The organism is Citrobacter sp. MGH106, from assembly GCF_001037495.1.
GTDB classification, from domain to species: Bacteria; Pseudomonadota; Gammaproteobacteria; order Enterobacterales; family Enterobacteriaceae; genus Citrobacter; species Citrobacter murliniae.
This window is the reverse complement of record NZ_KQ089822.1, coordinates 2,553,941-2,568,440: the sequence shown is the minus strand read 5'-3', so window position 1 is coordinate 2,568,440 and position 14,500 is coordinate 2,553,941. Positions and strand designations below refer to the sequence as shown.

The 14,500-nt window shown below is 50.4% G+C and carries 14 protein-coding genes; 3 read left to right on the top strand and 11 right to left on the bottom strand.

The annotated features are described in order from the left end of the window. Window positions 1-2 precede the first annotated feature (2 nt). Both nagK and cobB read left to right on the top strand, forming a co-directional pair. The gene (nagK, locus tag SK36_RS12135; RefSeq protein ID WP_045441811.1) at window positions 3-914 is read left to right on the top strand and encodes an N-acetylglucosamine kinase; all 912 of its coding nucleotides are present in this window, start codon (window positions 3-5) and stop codon (window positions 912-914) included. A gap of 15 nt (window positions 915-929) precedes the next feature. Further along, window positions 930-1,751: a Sir2 family NAD+-dependent deacetylase gene (cobB, locus tag SK36_RS12130; protein WP_045441822.1), complete on the top strand. Its 822-nt coding sequence runs from the start codon at window positions 930-932 to the stop codon at window positions 1,749-1,751. 37 nt (window positions 1,752-1,788) lie between these two features. On the opposite strand, the gene SK36_RS12125 is transcribed toward cobB, so the two are convergent. From SK36_RS12125 to potA, 5 genes are all read right to left on the bottom strand, one after another. Then, window positions 1,789-2,295 (bottom strand): methyltransferase, encoded by a 507-nt coding sequence (locus tag SK36_RS12125; RefSeq protein ID WP_048221639.1) that lies wholly within the window; start codon window positions 2,293-2,295, stop codon window positions 1,789-1,791. 139 nt (window positions 2,296-2,434) lie between these two features. Beyond that, window positions 2,435-3,481: a spermidine/putrescine ABC transporter substrate-binding protein PotD gene (gene potD, locus SK36_RS12120; RefSeq protein ID WP_048221638.1), complete on the bottom strand. Its 1,047-nt coding sequence runs from the start codon at window positions 3,479-3,481 to the stop codon at window positions 2,435-2,437. A 23-nt stretch (window positions 3,482-3,504) separates the two neighbouring features. Next, window positions 3,505-4,284: a spermidine/putrescine ABC transporter permease PotC gene (gene potC / locus SK36_RS12115; protein WP_003030794.1), complete on the bottom strand. Its 780-nt coding sequence runs from the start codon at window positions 4,282-4,284 to the stop codon at window positions 3,505-3,507. Continuing rightward, a complete protein-coding gene (potB, locus tag SK36_RS12110; protein WP_045441829.1) occupies window positions 4,281-5,138 on the bottom strand; it encodes a spermidine/putrescine ABC transporter permease PotB in 858 nt (285 codons plus the stop codon). Before potB ends, potC begins: the two co-directional genes overlap by 4 nt. After that, complete coding sequence (potA, locus tag SK36_RS12105; protein WP_045441837.1) at window positions 5,122-6,258, bottom strand: spermidine/putrescine ABC transporter ATP-binding protein PotA; 1,137 nt, start codon at window positions 6,256-6,258, stop codon at window positions 5,122-5,124. The genes potB and potA overlap by 17 nt, the downstream gene beginning before the upstream one ends. 249 nt (window positions 6,259-6,507) lie before the next feature. Here potA and pepT point away from each other — a divergent pair, with 249 nt between their 5' ends. Further along, window positions 6,508-7,734, top strand: coding sequence for a peptidase T (pepT, locus tag SK36_RS12100; RefSeq protein WP_048221637.1), 1,227 nt, complete (start codon window positions 6,508-6,510; stop codon window positions 7,732-7,734). Window positions 7,735-7,790: 56 nt separating this feature from the next. On the opposite strand, the gene roxA is transcribed toward pepT, so the two are convergent. The 6 genes from roxA to mnmA form a co-directional block, all read right to left on the bottom strand. Then, complete coding sequence (roxA, locus tag SK36_RS12095; RefSeq protein ID WP_045441843.1) at window positions 7,791-8,912, bottom strand: [50S ribosomal protein L16]-arginine 3-hydroxylase; 1,122 nt, start codon at window positions 8,910-8,912, stop codon at window positions 7,791-7,793. Between the two features lie 88 nt (window positions 8,913-9,000). Then, the gene (gene phoQ / locus SK36_RS12090; RefSeq protein ID WP_045441845.1) at window positions 9,001-10,464 is read right to left on the bottom strand and encodes a two-component system sensor histidine kinase PhoQ; all 1,464 of its coding nucleotides are present in this window, start codon (window positions 10,462-10,464) and stop codon (window positions 9,001-9,003) included. Next, on the bottom strand, window positions 10,464-11,135 hold the full coding sequence (phoP, locus tag SK36_RS12085) for a two-component system response regulator PhoP (protein WP_045449570.1): 672 nt from the start codon (window positions 11,133-11,135) through the stop codon (window positions 10,464-10,466). Before phoP ends, phoQ begins: the two co-directional genes overlap by 1 nt. A gap of 181 nt (window positions 11,136-11,316) precedes the next feature. Continuing rightward, a complete protein-coding gene (purB, locus tag SK36_RS12080; RefSeq protein ID WP_045441847.1) occupies window positions 11,317-12,687 on the bottom strand; it encodes an adenylosuccinate lyase in 1,371 nt (456 codons plus the stop codon). Window positions 12,688-12,690: 3 nt separating this feature from the next. Then, a complete protein-coding gene (gene hflD / locus SK36_RS12075; protein WP_048222723.1) occupies window positions 12,691-13,332 on the bottom strand; it encodes a high frequency lysogenization protein HflD in 642 nt (213 codons plus the stop codon). A gap of 35 nt (window positions 13,333-13,367) precedes the next feature. Beyond that, complete coding sequence (gene mnmA / locus SK36_RS12070) at window positions 13,368-14,474, bottom strand: tRNA 2-thiouridine(34) synthase MnmA (protein WP_045441850.1); 1,107 nt, start codon at window positions 14,472-14,474, stop codon at window positions 13,368-13,370. Between the last annotated feature and the right edge of the window lie 26 nt (window positions 14,475-14,500).

Here is a 14,500-nt window from a genome sequence, read left to right as displayed (position 1 = left end):
TGATGTATTACGGATTTGACATCGGCGGGACTAAAATTGCGCTAGGCGTGTTTGATAACCAACGTCGTTTGCAGTGGGAAATTCGTGTCCCTACGCCACGCGACAGCTATGAGGCTTTCCTGGATGCAGTTTGTAATCTGGTGACGGAAGCCGATCAGCGATTTGGTGTCAAAGGTTCGGTGGGTATTGGTATCCCCGGTATGCCGGAAACTGAAGACGGTACGCTGTACGCGGCTAACGTTCCTGCCGCCAGTGGCAAACCGCTCCGCGCCGACCTCAGTGCTCGGCTGGATCGTGATGTTCGCCTGGATAATGATGCCAACTGTTTTGCACTCTCCGAAGCCTGGGACGATGAGTTCACCCAGTATCCCTTAGTGATGGGATTAATCCTCGGCACGGGTGTTGGTGGAGGCCTGATCCTTAATGGGAAATCCATCACCGGACGCAGTTATATCACCGGTGAGTTCGGTCATATCCGTTTACCAGTAGATGCGCTGACGCTGATGGGGTTTGACTTCCCGTTGCGTCGCTGTGGTTGTGGTCAACTGGGATGTATCGAGAGCTATCTATCCGGTGGCGGATTTGCGTGGCTGTATCAGCATTACTACCATCAATCGCTGGATGCCCGCGAAATTATCTCGCTCTGGGAGCAGGGTGATGAGCATGCGCGCGCGCACGTCGAACGCTATCTGGATTTGCTGGCGGTTTGCCTGGGGAATATCCTGACTATCGTCGATCCTGATTTAGTGGTGATTGGTGGTGGTTTGTCGAATTTTACCGCGATAACAACGCAACTGGCAGACCGACTGCCACGCCATCTGCTGCCGGTTGCCCGTGTGCCACGTATTGAACGGGCACGACACGGTGATGCGGGTGGGATGCGCGGGGCCGCTTTCCTACATCTTACCGATTAATACAAAGAGGTTGTTATGCTGTCGCGTCGGGGTCATCGGTTAAGCCGTTTTCGTAAAAATAAACGCCATATGCGCGATCGCCTGCGTCAACGGATCTTTTTCAGAGACGGAGTGGTGCCTGAATTGATGGAAAAACCAAGAGTATTAGTCCTGACGGGAGCGGGGATTTCTGCCGAGTCAGGTATTCGTACCTTCCGCGCTGCGGATGGCCTTTGGGAAGAACATCGGGTTGAGGATGTTGCGACCCCGGAAGGATTTAGTCGTAATCCAGGGCTTGTTCAGTCGTTTTATAACGCTCGCCGCCAACAACTTCAGCAGCCCGAGATCCAACCAAATGCTGCGCATATCGCGCTGGCGAAACTCGAAGAAGAGCTTGGCGACCGTTTTTTGCTGGTGACGCAGAACATCGATAATCTGCATGAACGTGCGGGTAGCCGGAATGTTATCCATATGCATGGCGAGCTGCTCAAGGTACGCTGTTCGCAAAGCGGGCAGATTTTAGACTGGACGGAGGATGTCACTCCGGAAGATAAATGTCATTGCTGCCAGTTTCCGGCACAGCTTCGCCCGCATGTCGTGTGGTTTGGTGAAATGCCTCTGGGTATGGATGAAATCTATATGGCGCTGGCAATGGCGGATGTTTTCATTGCCATTGGCACATCGGGCCATGTCTATCCGGCTGCGGGTTTTGTGCACGAAGCCCGACTGCATGGGGCTCATACGGTGGAGTTAAATCTTGAACCGAGCCAGGTGGGAAGCGAGTTTGAAGAGAAGTATTACGGTCCGGCAAGTCAGGTAGTACCTGAGTTTGTTGAGAAGTTACTGAAAGGACTGTAAGCGTCTTTTGTGCCAAAGCCCTTACCGGCAACGTTCTTTAAGCCTGTACAAGCTGGCGGCTCTCGCGCAGAGCCGCCAGAATCAAAAATCCTGTAATGTAAAAACAGCAGATCAGTGCCAACACGCTCAGCCATATGGGCAGTCGGGTAATGTAAACCAGGCTGCACGAGATAATCACTAAAATAATCCCGGTGTACATAGGGTGCGCAATCCAGGCAAAAATGCCGCGTGTAACTCGTTTAGCGTTGGGTAAATAATATCCTGTCCAGGTGTGGCTGCCGCCAAGATCCCATTTCCCCTTGATAACCAGCGCGTTACCGATGATCGCTATCGCCAGGTACCCCCAGTCCGCTGGATTAATCTGATGATCAAAAAACAGACTGTAGCCAAAAGCCAGAATCGGCAGTAAGAAGGTCAGGCGCAATAGTCGGGTTGCTGCTATCGGCAGCAAAGGACGAGCGCCAGCCGGTTGAGGGCGAGGGAGAATAAAAAGAGTGAAAACAATGAGGTTAACCAGCTCAAGTAGCATCCATAGCGTTGCCATTGGGAGCCTCACAGCAGAGTCGGAATAGAGTAAGCGTAGCTGGTGGCGGGGGTAAATAAATCAGTCGAAAGACGTAATCAACTTCGGGGATTGCAGCTAGCAACCCGGCGTTGCCATGTTTCGCCGGGTTGCAAGAGTATTAGCGTCCTGCTTTCAGCTTCTGATAATACTCTTCATAAATAGCGCTGGCTGAACCGACATCGTTTTGCCATTCGCCTTTGCTGATAGTTTCCGCGTCAGGGTAGAGCGTTTTATCATTCGCCACGGCCGGGCTTAGCAGCTTACGCGCCGCCAGGTTAGGTGTTGGATAACCGATGGTTTCTGCTACTTCTTTCGCCACATCCGGGCGCAGCAGGAAATTAATCAGTTTCAGCGCACCTTCTTTATTTTTGGCGTTCGCCGGAATAGACAAGCTGTCCATCCAGAAAATACCTCCTTCTTTCGGCCACACGACTTCCAGTGGTGTGCCAGCCTGACGCGCGACAAATGCGGATCCGTTCCACACCATGCCCAGGTTCACTTCACCTTCCATATAGGGGTTCGCCGGGTTATCGGAGTTAAATGCGGCTACGTTGGGCATTAGCTTTTTCAACTCGTTATAGGCGGCTTCAATCTCTTTCGGATCGGTGGTATTGCCGGAATAGCCCAGTTTACGTAGTGCCATCTGGAATACTTCACGGGCATCATCAGTTAACAGCAGACTGCCTTTGTATTCAGGTTTCCACAGGTCTGCCCAGCTGGTTACGGTTTTCGGATCAATGGCATCACTATTGACGCCAATCGCCGTTGCCCCCCAGATGTACGGAATTGAGTAGTCATTGTTCGGGTCAAACGGCTTGTTGAGCATTTCCGGATCGAGGTTGTTGAAGTTGGTTAACTTCGACTTGTCAATTTTCTGGATCATGCCCTCTTTGCGCATCTTATCCACGTAATAGGTGGAAGGTACCACCAGGTCGTAGGCGCCTTCTTTATAGGTTTTGAGCTTGGCATACATGGTTTCATTCGACTCGTAGGTTGAATAAATAACCTTAATACCAGTCTCTTTTGTAAACTGTTCCAGCAATCCTGGTGGAACGTACTCGGTCCAGTTATAGAAATAGAGTGTATTGCTATCGGAAGCTGTGGCAGTGTTCATGCCCAGTGCCAGAGCACCCGCCGCGAGCAGGTGGCGTGACCATTTTTTCATTTAACGTCCCCTGAGTATCGGCCTTAGCGGCCCTTGGTTTTATCACGTGCAATAAGCTGGCTGGCGATAACCATAACCAGCGACAGAACCAACAAAATGGTAGCCAGCGCGTTAACTTCCGGTGAAACGCCTACTTTAACCATTGAGTAGATTTTTAGTGGCAGAATTTCATAGCCAGGTCCGGTAACGAATGATGAGACAACGACATCATCCATCGACAGGGTAAAGCTCAGTAACCAGCCTGCAGCTACCGCAGGCATGGCCAGTGGTAGAATAATTTTGCGCAAAATAGTCACTTCACTGGCCCCCAGATCCTTCGCTGCCTCAAGCATACGCACGTCAAATCCTTTCAGGCGCGAGTAAACTGTCACTACCACAAAAGGCAGGCAGAAGGTGATATGCGAGAACAGCAGTGACCAGAAGCCGAGTTGGATCCCGATCAGCATAAACAGCACCAGCAGTGAAATCGCCATTACGATATCTGGTGACATCATCACCACAAACAGCATGCCGCTGACAAACGGTTTGCCGCGAAAACGATAGCGATAAAGTGCAACTGCCGTCAGTGAACCAATCAGAGTCGCAAATGTTGCAGATAACACGGCCATGGTCAGTGAATGCTGCGCTGCCTGCAACAGGCTGTCATTATTCATCAACAGGCCATACCATTTAGTGGTAAAACCTTGCCAGTTGATGCCAAAGCGCGAGCTGTTAAAAGAGTTCACAATCAAAATAATGATTGGAATGTACAGATACGCGTAGATTGCGGTCATAAAACCGCCGCGAAGCAGTCGACCGATCATTCGAGTTCCACCTTCTTGTTCAGCAGGCGGGAAGCACGCCAGTATATCAATAGCATCAGCCCCATCACGATGGTCAGAGTAATGCTGGTAGCTGCACCAAATGGCCAGTCGCGGATATTCAGGAACTGAACTTTAATCACGTTACCAATTAACAGGTTTTTCGCACCGCCCATTAGATCGGAAACGTAAAACAGTCCCATCGCGGGCAGCATAACCAGCAGACAACCAGCGATAATCCCCGGCATGGTCAGCGGAATAATGATACGGGTAAAGGTCTGAAATTTGCTTGCTCCCAGATCGCGTGCCGCTTCCAGTAGTGGCTTGTCCAGCTTCTCAATGCTGGAGTAGAGCGGCATCACCATAAACGGCAGCAGGATGTAAACCAGACCGATAATTACTGCACTGGGGGTAAACATGATGCGAATTGGCGTGTCAATCACACCGAGCCATAGAAGAAACTCGTTGAGATAGCCTTTGGTGCTGAGAAAAATTTTGAGTCCATAGATGCGAATTAACGAGTTGGTCCAGAATGGAACAATCAGCAGGAACAGTAGCAGTGGCCGAACTTTTTCTGGCAGCTTTACTAAAAACCAGGCAAAAGGATAGCCGAGCACAAGACAAGCAAGTGTGGCAATTAGCGCCATATTGAGGGAGTGAACCAGTACCTCAAAATAGAGCGGATCGAGTAGACGAGCGTAGTTTTCCAGCGTAAAGACCATTTTGACGAAATTTGCATCGTCTCGGGTCAAAAAGCTGGTGCCAATGATCATCAGGTTGGGCAGAAAGACAAATAACACAAGCCAACCGACAATGGTGACGATCACCACACTCTGGAATTTACTTGTGTTCTTCATCAGCCAGTACGACCTCCCAGCTTTCTACCCAGTTAATGGCCATTTTCTGGTCGAGAGAGTGATCGAAGTCAGGGTCGTCTTCGTTGAAGAATTCACTGACCATCACCATCTTGCCATTTTCCAGTTCGACAACTGACTCCAGCGTCATGCCTTTGTAGTTGCGCTCGCGCACGTAGCCGATAAGTCCTTCGATATGATTATCATCATTGATCTCATCAACGCGCAAATCTTCCGGACGCAGCAGGACGTTTAATTTCTGTCCTGGAACAACCGCGAAATTCACATAAATGTTGCACTCGCGACCTTCAACGTTAGCGCGAACGCGCTGTTCGTCCAGACGTTCAATAACGGTCGCATTAAACATATTGATCTCACCGATGAATCCGGCAACGAACAGATTTTTTGGCTCTTCGTAGATTTCACGCGGCGTACCGTCCTGTTCTATACGGCCATCACGCATCACTACGATGCGGTCTGACATCGTCAGAGCTTCTTCCTGGTCGTGAGTGACAAATACAAAAGTAATGCCGAGCTTACGTTGCAGTGCTTTCAGTTCGTTCTGCATCTGCTTGCGCAGTTTGTAGTCCAGCGCTGAGAGTGATTCATCCAACAACAGCAAACGAGGTTTGTTGACTACCGCACGGGCAATCGCCACACGTTGTTGCTGCCCACCGGAGAGTTGATGTGGTTTGCGCTGGGCAAACTCTTCCAGTTGCACCATACGTAAGGCTTCGGTGACGCGAGGAGGAATGTCAGCTGCGGGGGTCTTCTGCATACGTAAACCGAAAGCCACATTTTCGAAAACGGTCATGTGGGGGAATAACGCATAGCTTTGGAATACGGTGTTCACGTAGCGGTTTTCCGCAGGAACGTGAGTGATGTCCTGGTTGTCTAGCATGATATGACCGGAATCAACCGTTTCCAGACCCGCAATCAGGCGAAGAACGGTCGTTTTACCGCAGCCAGAGGGGCCAAGCAGCGTGAGGAATTCGCCATTGTTGATGGTCAAATCCAGGTTAGAAATCACCTCTTTACCATCGAAACTTTTGCGAATTCCCGCTAATTGCACCAGTGGAGAAAGCGAACGCGGTTGTTTATTCAATTTTTTACTCTGTCCCATGTAAACGCAACGGATTTCTGACCATTGCGGGGTTTGTGGTTGACCACCTTGATGTCTCTTAATGAGGGCCGTTATTCTACGGCAAACCATTGTAATCGCCAATCCTTGTTGCGAATTACTGACTTAGCTTTATATTCATAAGGATGTCATGGCGAAATATTCTCATTTGCGGGGATAAAAGTGACCTGACGCAATATTTGTCTTTTGTTGCTTATTGATAATGTTGTCACAAAAAGTGAGGGTGACTGCATGGATAAACTACTTGAGCGTTTTTTACACTACGTGTCGCTGGACACCCAATCAAAATCGGGCGTGCGGCAGGTTCCCAGCACCGAAGGACAGTGGAAGTTATTGCAGTTGCTTAAGCAGCAACTCGAAGAGATGGGGCTGATTAACGTTGCATTGAGCGACAAGGGAACGTTGATGGCAACGTTGCCCGCTAACGTGGCAGGTAATATTCCCGCTATCGGTTTCATTTCCCATGTGGATACCTCACCGGATTTCAGTGGCAAAAACGTCAATCCGCAAATCGTTGAAAACTACCGTGGCGGCGATATTGCGCTAGGTATTGGTGATGAGGTTCTGTCGCCGGTGATGTTCCCGGTGCTGCATCAACTTCTTGGGCAGACGTTGATTACCACAGACGGCAAAACGTTACTGGGAGCTGATGACAAAGCGGGCGTGGCAGAAATCATGACCGCGCTGGCCGTACTGATACAGAAAAACATTCCGCATGGTGATATTCGTGTGGCCTTTACGCCTGACGAAGAGGTTGGCAAAGGGGCAAAGCATTTTGATGTTGCAGCCTTTGATGCGAAATGGGCTTATACCGTTGACGGTGGTGGCGTGGGTGAGCTGGAGTTTGAAAACTTCAATGCGGCATCGGTCAATATCAAGATCGTCGGCAATAATGTGCATCCTGGCACGGCAAAAGGGGTAATGGTGAATGCGCTGTCGCTGGCAGCCCGCATTCATGCTGAAGTTCCAGCCGATGAAAGCCCGGAAACCACTGAGGGTTATGAAGGTTTTTATCACCTGGCAAGCATGAAAGGTACGGTTGATCGGGCGGATATGCACTACATCATCCGTGATTTCGACCGCAAACAGTTTGAAGCACGTAAACGTAAAATTATGGATATCGCCAAAAAAGTCGGCAAGGGGTTACACCCGGATTGCTATATTGAACTGGTGATAGAAGACAGTTACTACAATATGCGCGAAAAAGTCGTTGAACATCCACATGTTCTGGATATTGCACAGCAGGCGATGCGTGATTGTGATATTCAGCCGGTGTTGAAACCCATTCGTGGCGGCACCGACGGCGCGCAGCTGTCGTTTATGGGATTACCATGTCCGAATCTGTTTACTGGCGGCTACAACTATCATGGTAAACATGAGTTTGTGACGCTGGAGGGAATGGAAAAAGCAGTGCAGGTGATCGTGCGTATTGCGGAATTGACCGCAAAACAGCAGTAAGTTTATCTGTAGATGCCGGATGACGGCTGACGCCTCATCCGGCATAACGACAACAATTATCCTTCGAAGAACCAGTACCCGCTGTTTACCAGTGCGGCAAGCATTGCAAGGAAAGAGGGATCTTCCAGCGCATCATCGAAGTTTTCGGCTGTCAGCACAATATGGTTGGCCAGCGCCTCAAGGGCAGGTCGATGCGGAGAGTCAATTTTTTCACCGTTAGCGTAGACATCATCACCTACACGTAATACGCGCAATCCACCGAGACGCACCAGCACATCACCCTGTTTCAGGGCATCATAGATTTCGTCTGGCTGATAAGGCGGCTCTGGTGGGGCGATATCCAGCTCGTGACGAGACTGGGAAATAAACTCGCCAAACCACTGTTTAAAATGTTCAGGCTGGTTAATCAGCCCAAGCATCATTTCGCGCAGTTTGTCCATTTCCTGCGGCAGAACATCCGCCGGATGATCACGGGCTGGCAGATCCGGGTCGCTGTAGTAAGTGCTACCCAGCTCGCGTTGCAGAACGTAATCAGCAAATCCGCTGATAAGCTCCCGGGTATTGGGCGCGCGAAAACCTACCGAATAATTCATCGCGTTTTCCAGCGCATAACCTTCGTGCGGGAATCCTGGTGGAATATACAGAATATCGCCAGGCTCCAGCTCTTCATCAATAATGGCTTCAAACGGGTCGACCTGTAGCAGGTCCGGGTGCGGACAATGTTGCTTGAGCTGGAGTTTTTCACCCACACGCCAGCGACGGCGACCGGTACCCTGAATAATAAATACATCATACTGATCCAGGTGCGGGCCCACGCCGCCACCAGGTACCGAAAAGGAGATCATCAGATCGTCGATACGCCAGTCCGGTAACTCCCGGAAAGGGCGCATTAGCGCAGCGGTGGGTTCGTGCCAGTGATTGACAGCCTGCACCAGTAGCGACCAGTTGTTTTCGCCAAGGTGGTCATAGCTCTCAAAAGGACCGTGGCTAACCTGCCATTTACCGTCCTGATGGCTGACAAGTCGACTGTCTACTTCGCTTTCCATTGCCAGGCCAGCCAGTTCGTCAGGGGAGAGCGGATCAATAAAATTGTTAAAACCACGCTTTAAGACCACAGGGCGCTTTTGCCAGTGGCGTTCAAGAAAATCGGGCCAGTTGAGGTTTAATTGGTATTCCATAATGAGCATCCGCAGGCTGTTAGTTGCTCCGATTATAACGGATGCTTAACCAGATAAGTGATGTCTGCACATAAATATTACAAACAGCTTACTCGTCGTTTTGCCCCGGATGCTGACGGCCAAAAATAACTTCCATTCGTGCACCGCCTAACAGGCTGTCACCGGCGATAATTTGTCCGTCATATTGTTCGGTAATTTCACGGGCTACCGCCAGCCCCACGCCCTGACCTGGTCGTAACGTATCAACACGCTGACCGCGATCAAATACGATTTCACGCTTGCTTTGTGGTATTCCTGGACCGTCGTCTTCAACCAGAATATGCAGGCGGTCCTCCGACAGTTGCGCTGAAATTTCGACGAACTCCAGGCAGTATTTACAGGCGTTATCCAGGACGTTACCCATCACTTCGACAAAATCATTCTGCTCGCCAACAAAGCTGATTTCGGGTGAGATATCGAGACTGATATTGACGCCTTTGCGCTGATACACCTTATTGAGGGCGGATGTCAGTTTATCCAGTAAAGGGGCAACAGGGTGCAGTTCGCGGCTGAGGAGAGCGCTACTGCCTCGCATACTGGCGCGATGCAGGTAATAGCCAATTTGCTGAGAAATACGGCTGATCTGTTCCAGCATAAGGGGTTCCGCATCACTCATGCTCATCTTTTCACTGCGCATAGAGCGCAATGTACTTTGCAATACGGCCAGCGGTGTTTTCAGACTATGCGTGAGGTCGGTTAAGGTAGTGCGGTACTTATCGTAACGTTCACGTTCGCTTTTCAGCAACCGATTGAGGTTGCGTACCAGACTGGTAAGCTCGCGCGTGGTTGCGGGGTTAAGCATCTCACGATGGTGCTCTTCGAGTTCACGGACCTCGCGGGCCAGTGATTCAATGGGACGTAAGCTCCACCAGGCGGCGACCCATAATAGCGGTATGACTAATAACAGGTTGGCTACCAGTACGTAGATAAACCAACTCCAGACCATATACGAGCGCTTCAGCTCAATAGGGATGGTATCGACAACGACAATAGTAAGCTGGGGCATTCTGGCCGTGGCAGGGTAAACGTTTACTGCGACGGAGTGGGTCATTTCGGCGTCGTCGTCATCTTCCCGGACTTCTTTAAGCTGCTGCTGTGCTGAATGATCCTCGCTGAGTAACGTGCTGGTCGCATTGACGTTGGCTTCAATCTCATGGAAGCCATTGGTTTTTAACCAGTCCGGACGAATGCTTTGTATCAGCCAGGGGACATCGCGTTGCGCCCATAGCAACTTGCCATTTTCATTATAAATCAGCGACATTGTGGGGCTTTGCATATCGAGATTTTCAGGCAGTTCGACGTTTATCTTACCGTTTTCCCATTTCGCAAGGGTGTAGAACAGATTACTTTCACCGCGCAACAGGCGGAAGGTTGTCTTATCAAAGCTCAGGCTGTAACCAACTAAAGCGACCATGCCATAGGCCAGAGAGAGCACCAGTACCACGCCTGCAGTAGCCAGCAAAAAGCGTACACGCAGCGATAGCGGGAAAAAATGTCGCAAGAATTTATTCATTAGCGCAGTTCGAAAAGGTATCCCTGACCACGTACGGTGGTGATCACTTCATTCGGATATTGAGCCTGAATTTTTTTGCGCAGACGTCCCATCAGAACATCGATGGTGTGGCTCTCGCGCAGCTCGGCATCCGGATAAAGCTGCAACATCAGCGAATCTTTACTGACCACTTTGCCGTTATTACGGATCAGCGTTTCCATAATGGTGTATTCGAAAGCCGTGAGCTTAATGACTTCGTCATTGACAGACAATTCACGACGTGAGAGATCAACCTGAAAAGGCGGAAGGGAGATAATTTGTGACGCCAGACCGCTGTTGCGGCGCATCAACGCCTGCATTCGCGCCATTACCTCTTCAATGTGAAATGGCTTGGTCACATAGTCGTCAGCGCCTGCGCTGAGCACTTCCACTTTGTCCTGCCAGCCTTCCCGGGCGGTTAATACGAGAATGGGAAGGGAGACTTCACTGCTGCGCCAGCGGCGGATCAGCGACAAGCCATCTTCATCAGGAAGTCCTAAATCGACGATCGCAATATCTGGCAGGTGCTCGTTAAGATAATAGTCTGCTTCCTTTGCATCCTCTGCGTCATCAACCTGGTGGCCTAAATCCTGTAACTGAACTTTCAGGTGGTGACGTAATAATGCATTATCCTCAACAACCAGTACGCGCATCATCGCTGCTCCATTAATTAACGGTATGAATAGTTTAACGCTGATTATGGTGCTGTGGGGATAAACATTTAATAAACCAGAAGGGATGTGAAGCGCCGGATGGCGGCAGGGAAAGCTTATCCGGCATCCGGGGGAGGCAAACAGGCCGGATAAACATAAGCGTCATCCGGCGCAGGAGAGATTATTTCAGCTCATCAACCATGGTGATAGCTCGACCAATATAGTTGGCAGGCGTCATCGCTTTCAGACGAGTTTTCTCTTCTTCTGGCAGTGCCAGACCATCAATAAACTGTTTCATGCCTTCGGCGTCAACACGCTTGCCTCGGGTCAATTCTTTCAGTTTTTCGTATGGTTTTTCAATACCGTAGCGGCGCATTACGGTCTGAATTGGCTCTGCCAGTACTTCCCAGTTATGATCCAGTTCGTCCAGCAGATGGTCACGGTTCACTTCGAGTTTACTCACACCCTTCAGCGTGGACTGATAAGCGATGAGCGCATAGCCAATACCCACACCCAGATTACGCAGGACGGTTGAATCCGTCAGGTCACGCTGCCAGCGGGAGACAGGCAGTTTACTTGCCAGGTGCTGAAGTACCGCATTAGACAACCCCAGATTTCCTTCGGAGTTTTCGAAGTCGATTGGGTTAACCTTGTGTGGCATGGTGGATGAACCAATTTCGCCAGCGATGGTTTTCTGTTTGAAGTGGTTCAGCGCGACATAGCCCCAGACGTCACGATCAAAATCGATCAGGATGGTGTTAAAACGCGCCACGCAATCGAACAGTTCGGCAATGTAGTCGTGCGGTTCAATCTGTGTGGTATACGGGTTCCACTGAATGCCCAGAGAGGTGACAAATTCTTCACTGAATTGATGCCAGTCAACTTCCGGGTAGGCGGCGATGTGGGCGTTATAGTTGCCGACTGCACCGTTGATTTTACCGAGAATTTCCACCTGATTTAACTGGCGATACTGGCGTTCCATACGGTAGGCCACGTTAGCCATTTCTTTGCCCAGCGTAGATGGTGTGGCGGGCTGACCGTGGGTACGGGAGAGCAGGGGAATGTCGCGATACTGCACTGCGAGATCTTTCACTGCGTCGATAAGTTTGCGCCAGTAAGGCAGGATCACTTCGTCGCGAGCGGTTTTTAGCATCAGCGCATGAGACAGGTTATTGATGTCTTCAGAAGTACAGGCGAAGTGGATAAATTCGGCAACTGCGTGCAGTTCCGGGATATCAGCCACTTTTTCTTTCAGGAAATACTCAACTGCCTTCACATCGTGATTGGTCGTACGCTCAATGGTTTTGATACGCGCGGCATCTTCTTCATTGAAGTTAGCGACGATCGTATCAAGGAAACCGATTGCGTCGGCAGCAAAAGCAGGAACTTCCTTGATCGCTGCGTGCGCGGCCAGTTTTTGCAGCCAGCGTACTTCAACTTGTACACGGAATTTCAGCAAACCGTATTCGCTGAAAATCCCGCGCAGCGCGCTGACTTTATCGCCGTAGCGTCCATCGACAGGGGAAACGGCGGTCAGTGAGGATAATTCCATAGATCACAACTCCGGGGTTAAATGAGCAAGAATTTGTTTTGCCTGAGTGGTCAGGCGATTACGAGAAAACATGAGTTGCAGACGGCCTCCACCAACCTGATGCCAGAGCACAGCGGCACGAATGCCAGCCAGAAGCGAAGCGCGTACTTTTGCCTGTACCTGCGGGCTCTGGAGGATGGCTGGCGAACCTGTTACCTGAATACGCGGACCGAGTGGGCTGATGACGTCAACGTAGATACCCGCCATTGCACTCATTAACGTTTCTGACTGCAAATCAAAATGGTCTAACTGGCGTTGCAAGCCGTTGATACGGTCACCCAGCGTGTCCATTGCGCCTTTGGCTGCTGACAGCTTACGCTCCAGCACCATCAGGCTTAGTGTGTAGCGAGTGAGTTCCGCATTCAGCCCCTGACGGCTGCTGGCATTAAGTACGCCAAGCAGTGTTTCCAGTCCGAGACGTAAATTAGCTTCGCTACCACCAAATACGCCCAGCGTAGAGCTGGGGTTCATATCGATAACACTGTTCAGTGAAACGTGTAGGGCATCGGCATCACAGTGCCCCTGGTGTGCCAGTTGTTGCACCAGGCGTACTGACTGGCAAATGCCTGCCAGGGCGAGGGTGATGTCATAATAATTCTTTGCCACGTTCACTGCTTCCTTGTATTAAACCAATAAAATAATTATACCGGCAGAGGCAAGCGCTGCTCGATAATACCGCCGCCGAGGCACACTTCACCGTTGTAAAAGACGGCTGACTGACCCGGGGTTACCGCTGCTACCGGCTCATCAAAAATAACTTCAATACGTTCGTCATCCAGTGCTTTAACGGTGCACGGAATGTCTGTCTGGCGATAGCGGGTTTTCACCGTACAGCGCATTGTGCCGGTAAACGGTTCGCGGTCGACCCAGTGTAATTGCTGTGCGATAAGGCCAACGGACATCAGACGTGGGTGTTCATGGCCCTGCGCGACAATGAGGATATTGTTCTCAACGTCTTTGTCGACCACATACCATGGATCTTCGGTACCTTCTTTCGTACCGCCGATGCCGAGACCTTTACGCTGACCCAGGGTGTGGTACATCAGCCCCTGGTGCTGGCCAATTTCTTCGCCATCAACGGTGATGATTTTTCCTGGCTGAGCAGGAAGGTAACGACCGAGAAATTCGCGGAATTTACGTTCGCCGATAAAACAGATACCAGTAGAGTCTTTTTTCTTCGCGGTAATCAAACCGAGATCTTCGGCAATTTTACGCACCTGCGGCTTGGACAGTTCGCCAACCGGGAACAGGCTTTGTGCAATTTGCTCATAACCGAGAGTATAGAGGAAATAGCTCTGGTCTTTATTACCGTCGAGGCCACGCAGCAGGCGGCTTTTGCCGTCCACATCCGCGCGGCGAACGTAGTGACCGGTGGCGATGTAGTCAGCACCTAAATCTTCAGCGGCAAATTCAAGGAAGGCTTTAAACTTAATTTCTTTGTTGCACAGAATATCCGGATTCGGTGTACGACCCGCTTTGTACTCCTCAAGAAACAACTCAAAGACGTTGTCCCAATATTCTGCAGCAAAGTTTACGGTATGCAGCTCAATGCCGAGTTTGTCACAGACAGCCTGTGCATCCGCAAGATCGGCGGCCGCTGTACAGTATTCCTCACCATCGTCCTCTTCCCAGTTCTTCATGAACAGGCCTTCTACCTGATAACCCTGTTGTTGCAACAGCCAGGCAGAAACGGAGGAGTCGACACCGCCGGACATGCCGACGATCACTTTTTTTGGGCTTTCAGACATAGGAATACTCACGACATTGAACTTCA

What these genes read in the sequence shown, in the direction of transcription:
- purB (WP_045441847.1), bottom strand. Translation starts at nt 12,687, where the DNA reads ATGGAATTATCCTCACTGACCGCCGTTTCCCCTGTCGATGGACGCTAC.
- roxA (WP_045441843.1), bottom strand. Translation starts at nt 8,912, where the DNA reads ATGGAATACCAATTAAACCTCAACTGGCCCGATTTTCTTGAACGCCAC.
- mnmA (WP_045441850.1), bottom strand. Translation starts at nt 14,474, where the DNA reads ATGTCTGAAAGCCCAAAAAAAGTGATCGTCGGCATGTCCGGCGGTGTC.
- cobB (WP_045441822.1), top strand. Translation starts at nt 930, where the DNA reads ATGCTGTCGCGTCGGGGTCATCGGTTAAGCCGTTTTCGTAAAAATAAA.
- pepT (WP_048221637.1), top strand. Translation starts at nt 6,508, where the DNA reads ATGGATAAACTACTTGAGCGTTTTTTACACTACGTGTCGCTGGACACC.
- potD (WP_048221638.1), bottom strand. Translation starts at nt 3,481, where the DNA reads ATGAAAAAATGGTCACGCCACCTGCTCGCGGCGGGTGCTCTGGCACTG.
- phoQ (WP_045441845.1), bottom strand. Translation starts at nt 10,464, where the DNA reads ATGAATAAATTCTTGCGACATTTTTTCCCGCTATCGCTGCGTGTACGC.
- nagK (WP_045441811.1), top strand. Translation starts at nt 3, where the DNA reads ATGTATTACGGATTTGACATCGGCGGGACTAAAATTGCGCTAGGCGTG.
- SK36_RS12125 (WP_048221639.1), bottom strand. Translation starts at nt 2,295, where the DNA reads ATGGCAACGCTATGGATGCTACTTGAGCTGGTTAACCTCATTGTTTTC.
- potC (WP_003030794.1), bottom strand. Translation starts at nt 4,284, where the DNA reads ATGATCGGTCGACTGCTTCGCGGCGGTTTTATGACCGCAATCTACGCG.
- potA (WP_045441837.1), bottom strand. Translation starts at nt 6,258, where the DNA reads ATGGGACAGAGTAAAAAATTGAATAAACAACCGCGTTCGCTTTCTCCA.
- potB (WP_045441829.1), bottom strand. Translation starts at nt 5,138, where the DNA reads ATGAAGAACACAAGTAAATTCCAGAGTGTGGTGATCGTCACCATTGTC.
- phoP (WP_045449570.1), bottom strand. Translation starts at nt 11,135, where the DNA reads ATGCGCGTACTGGTTGTTGAGGATAATGCATTATTACGTCACCACCTG.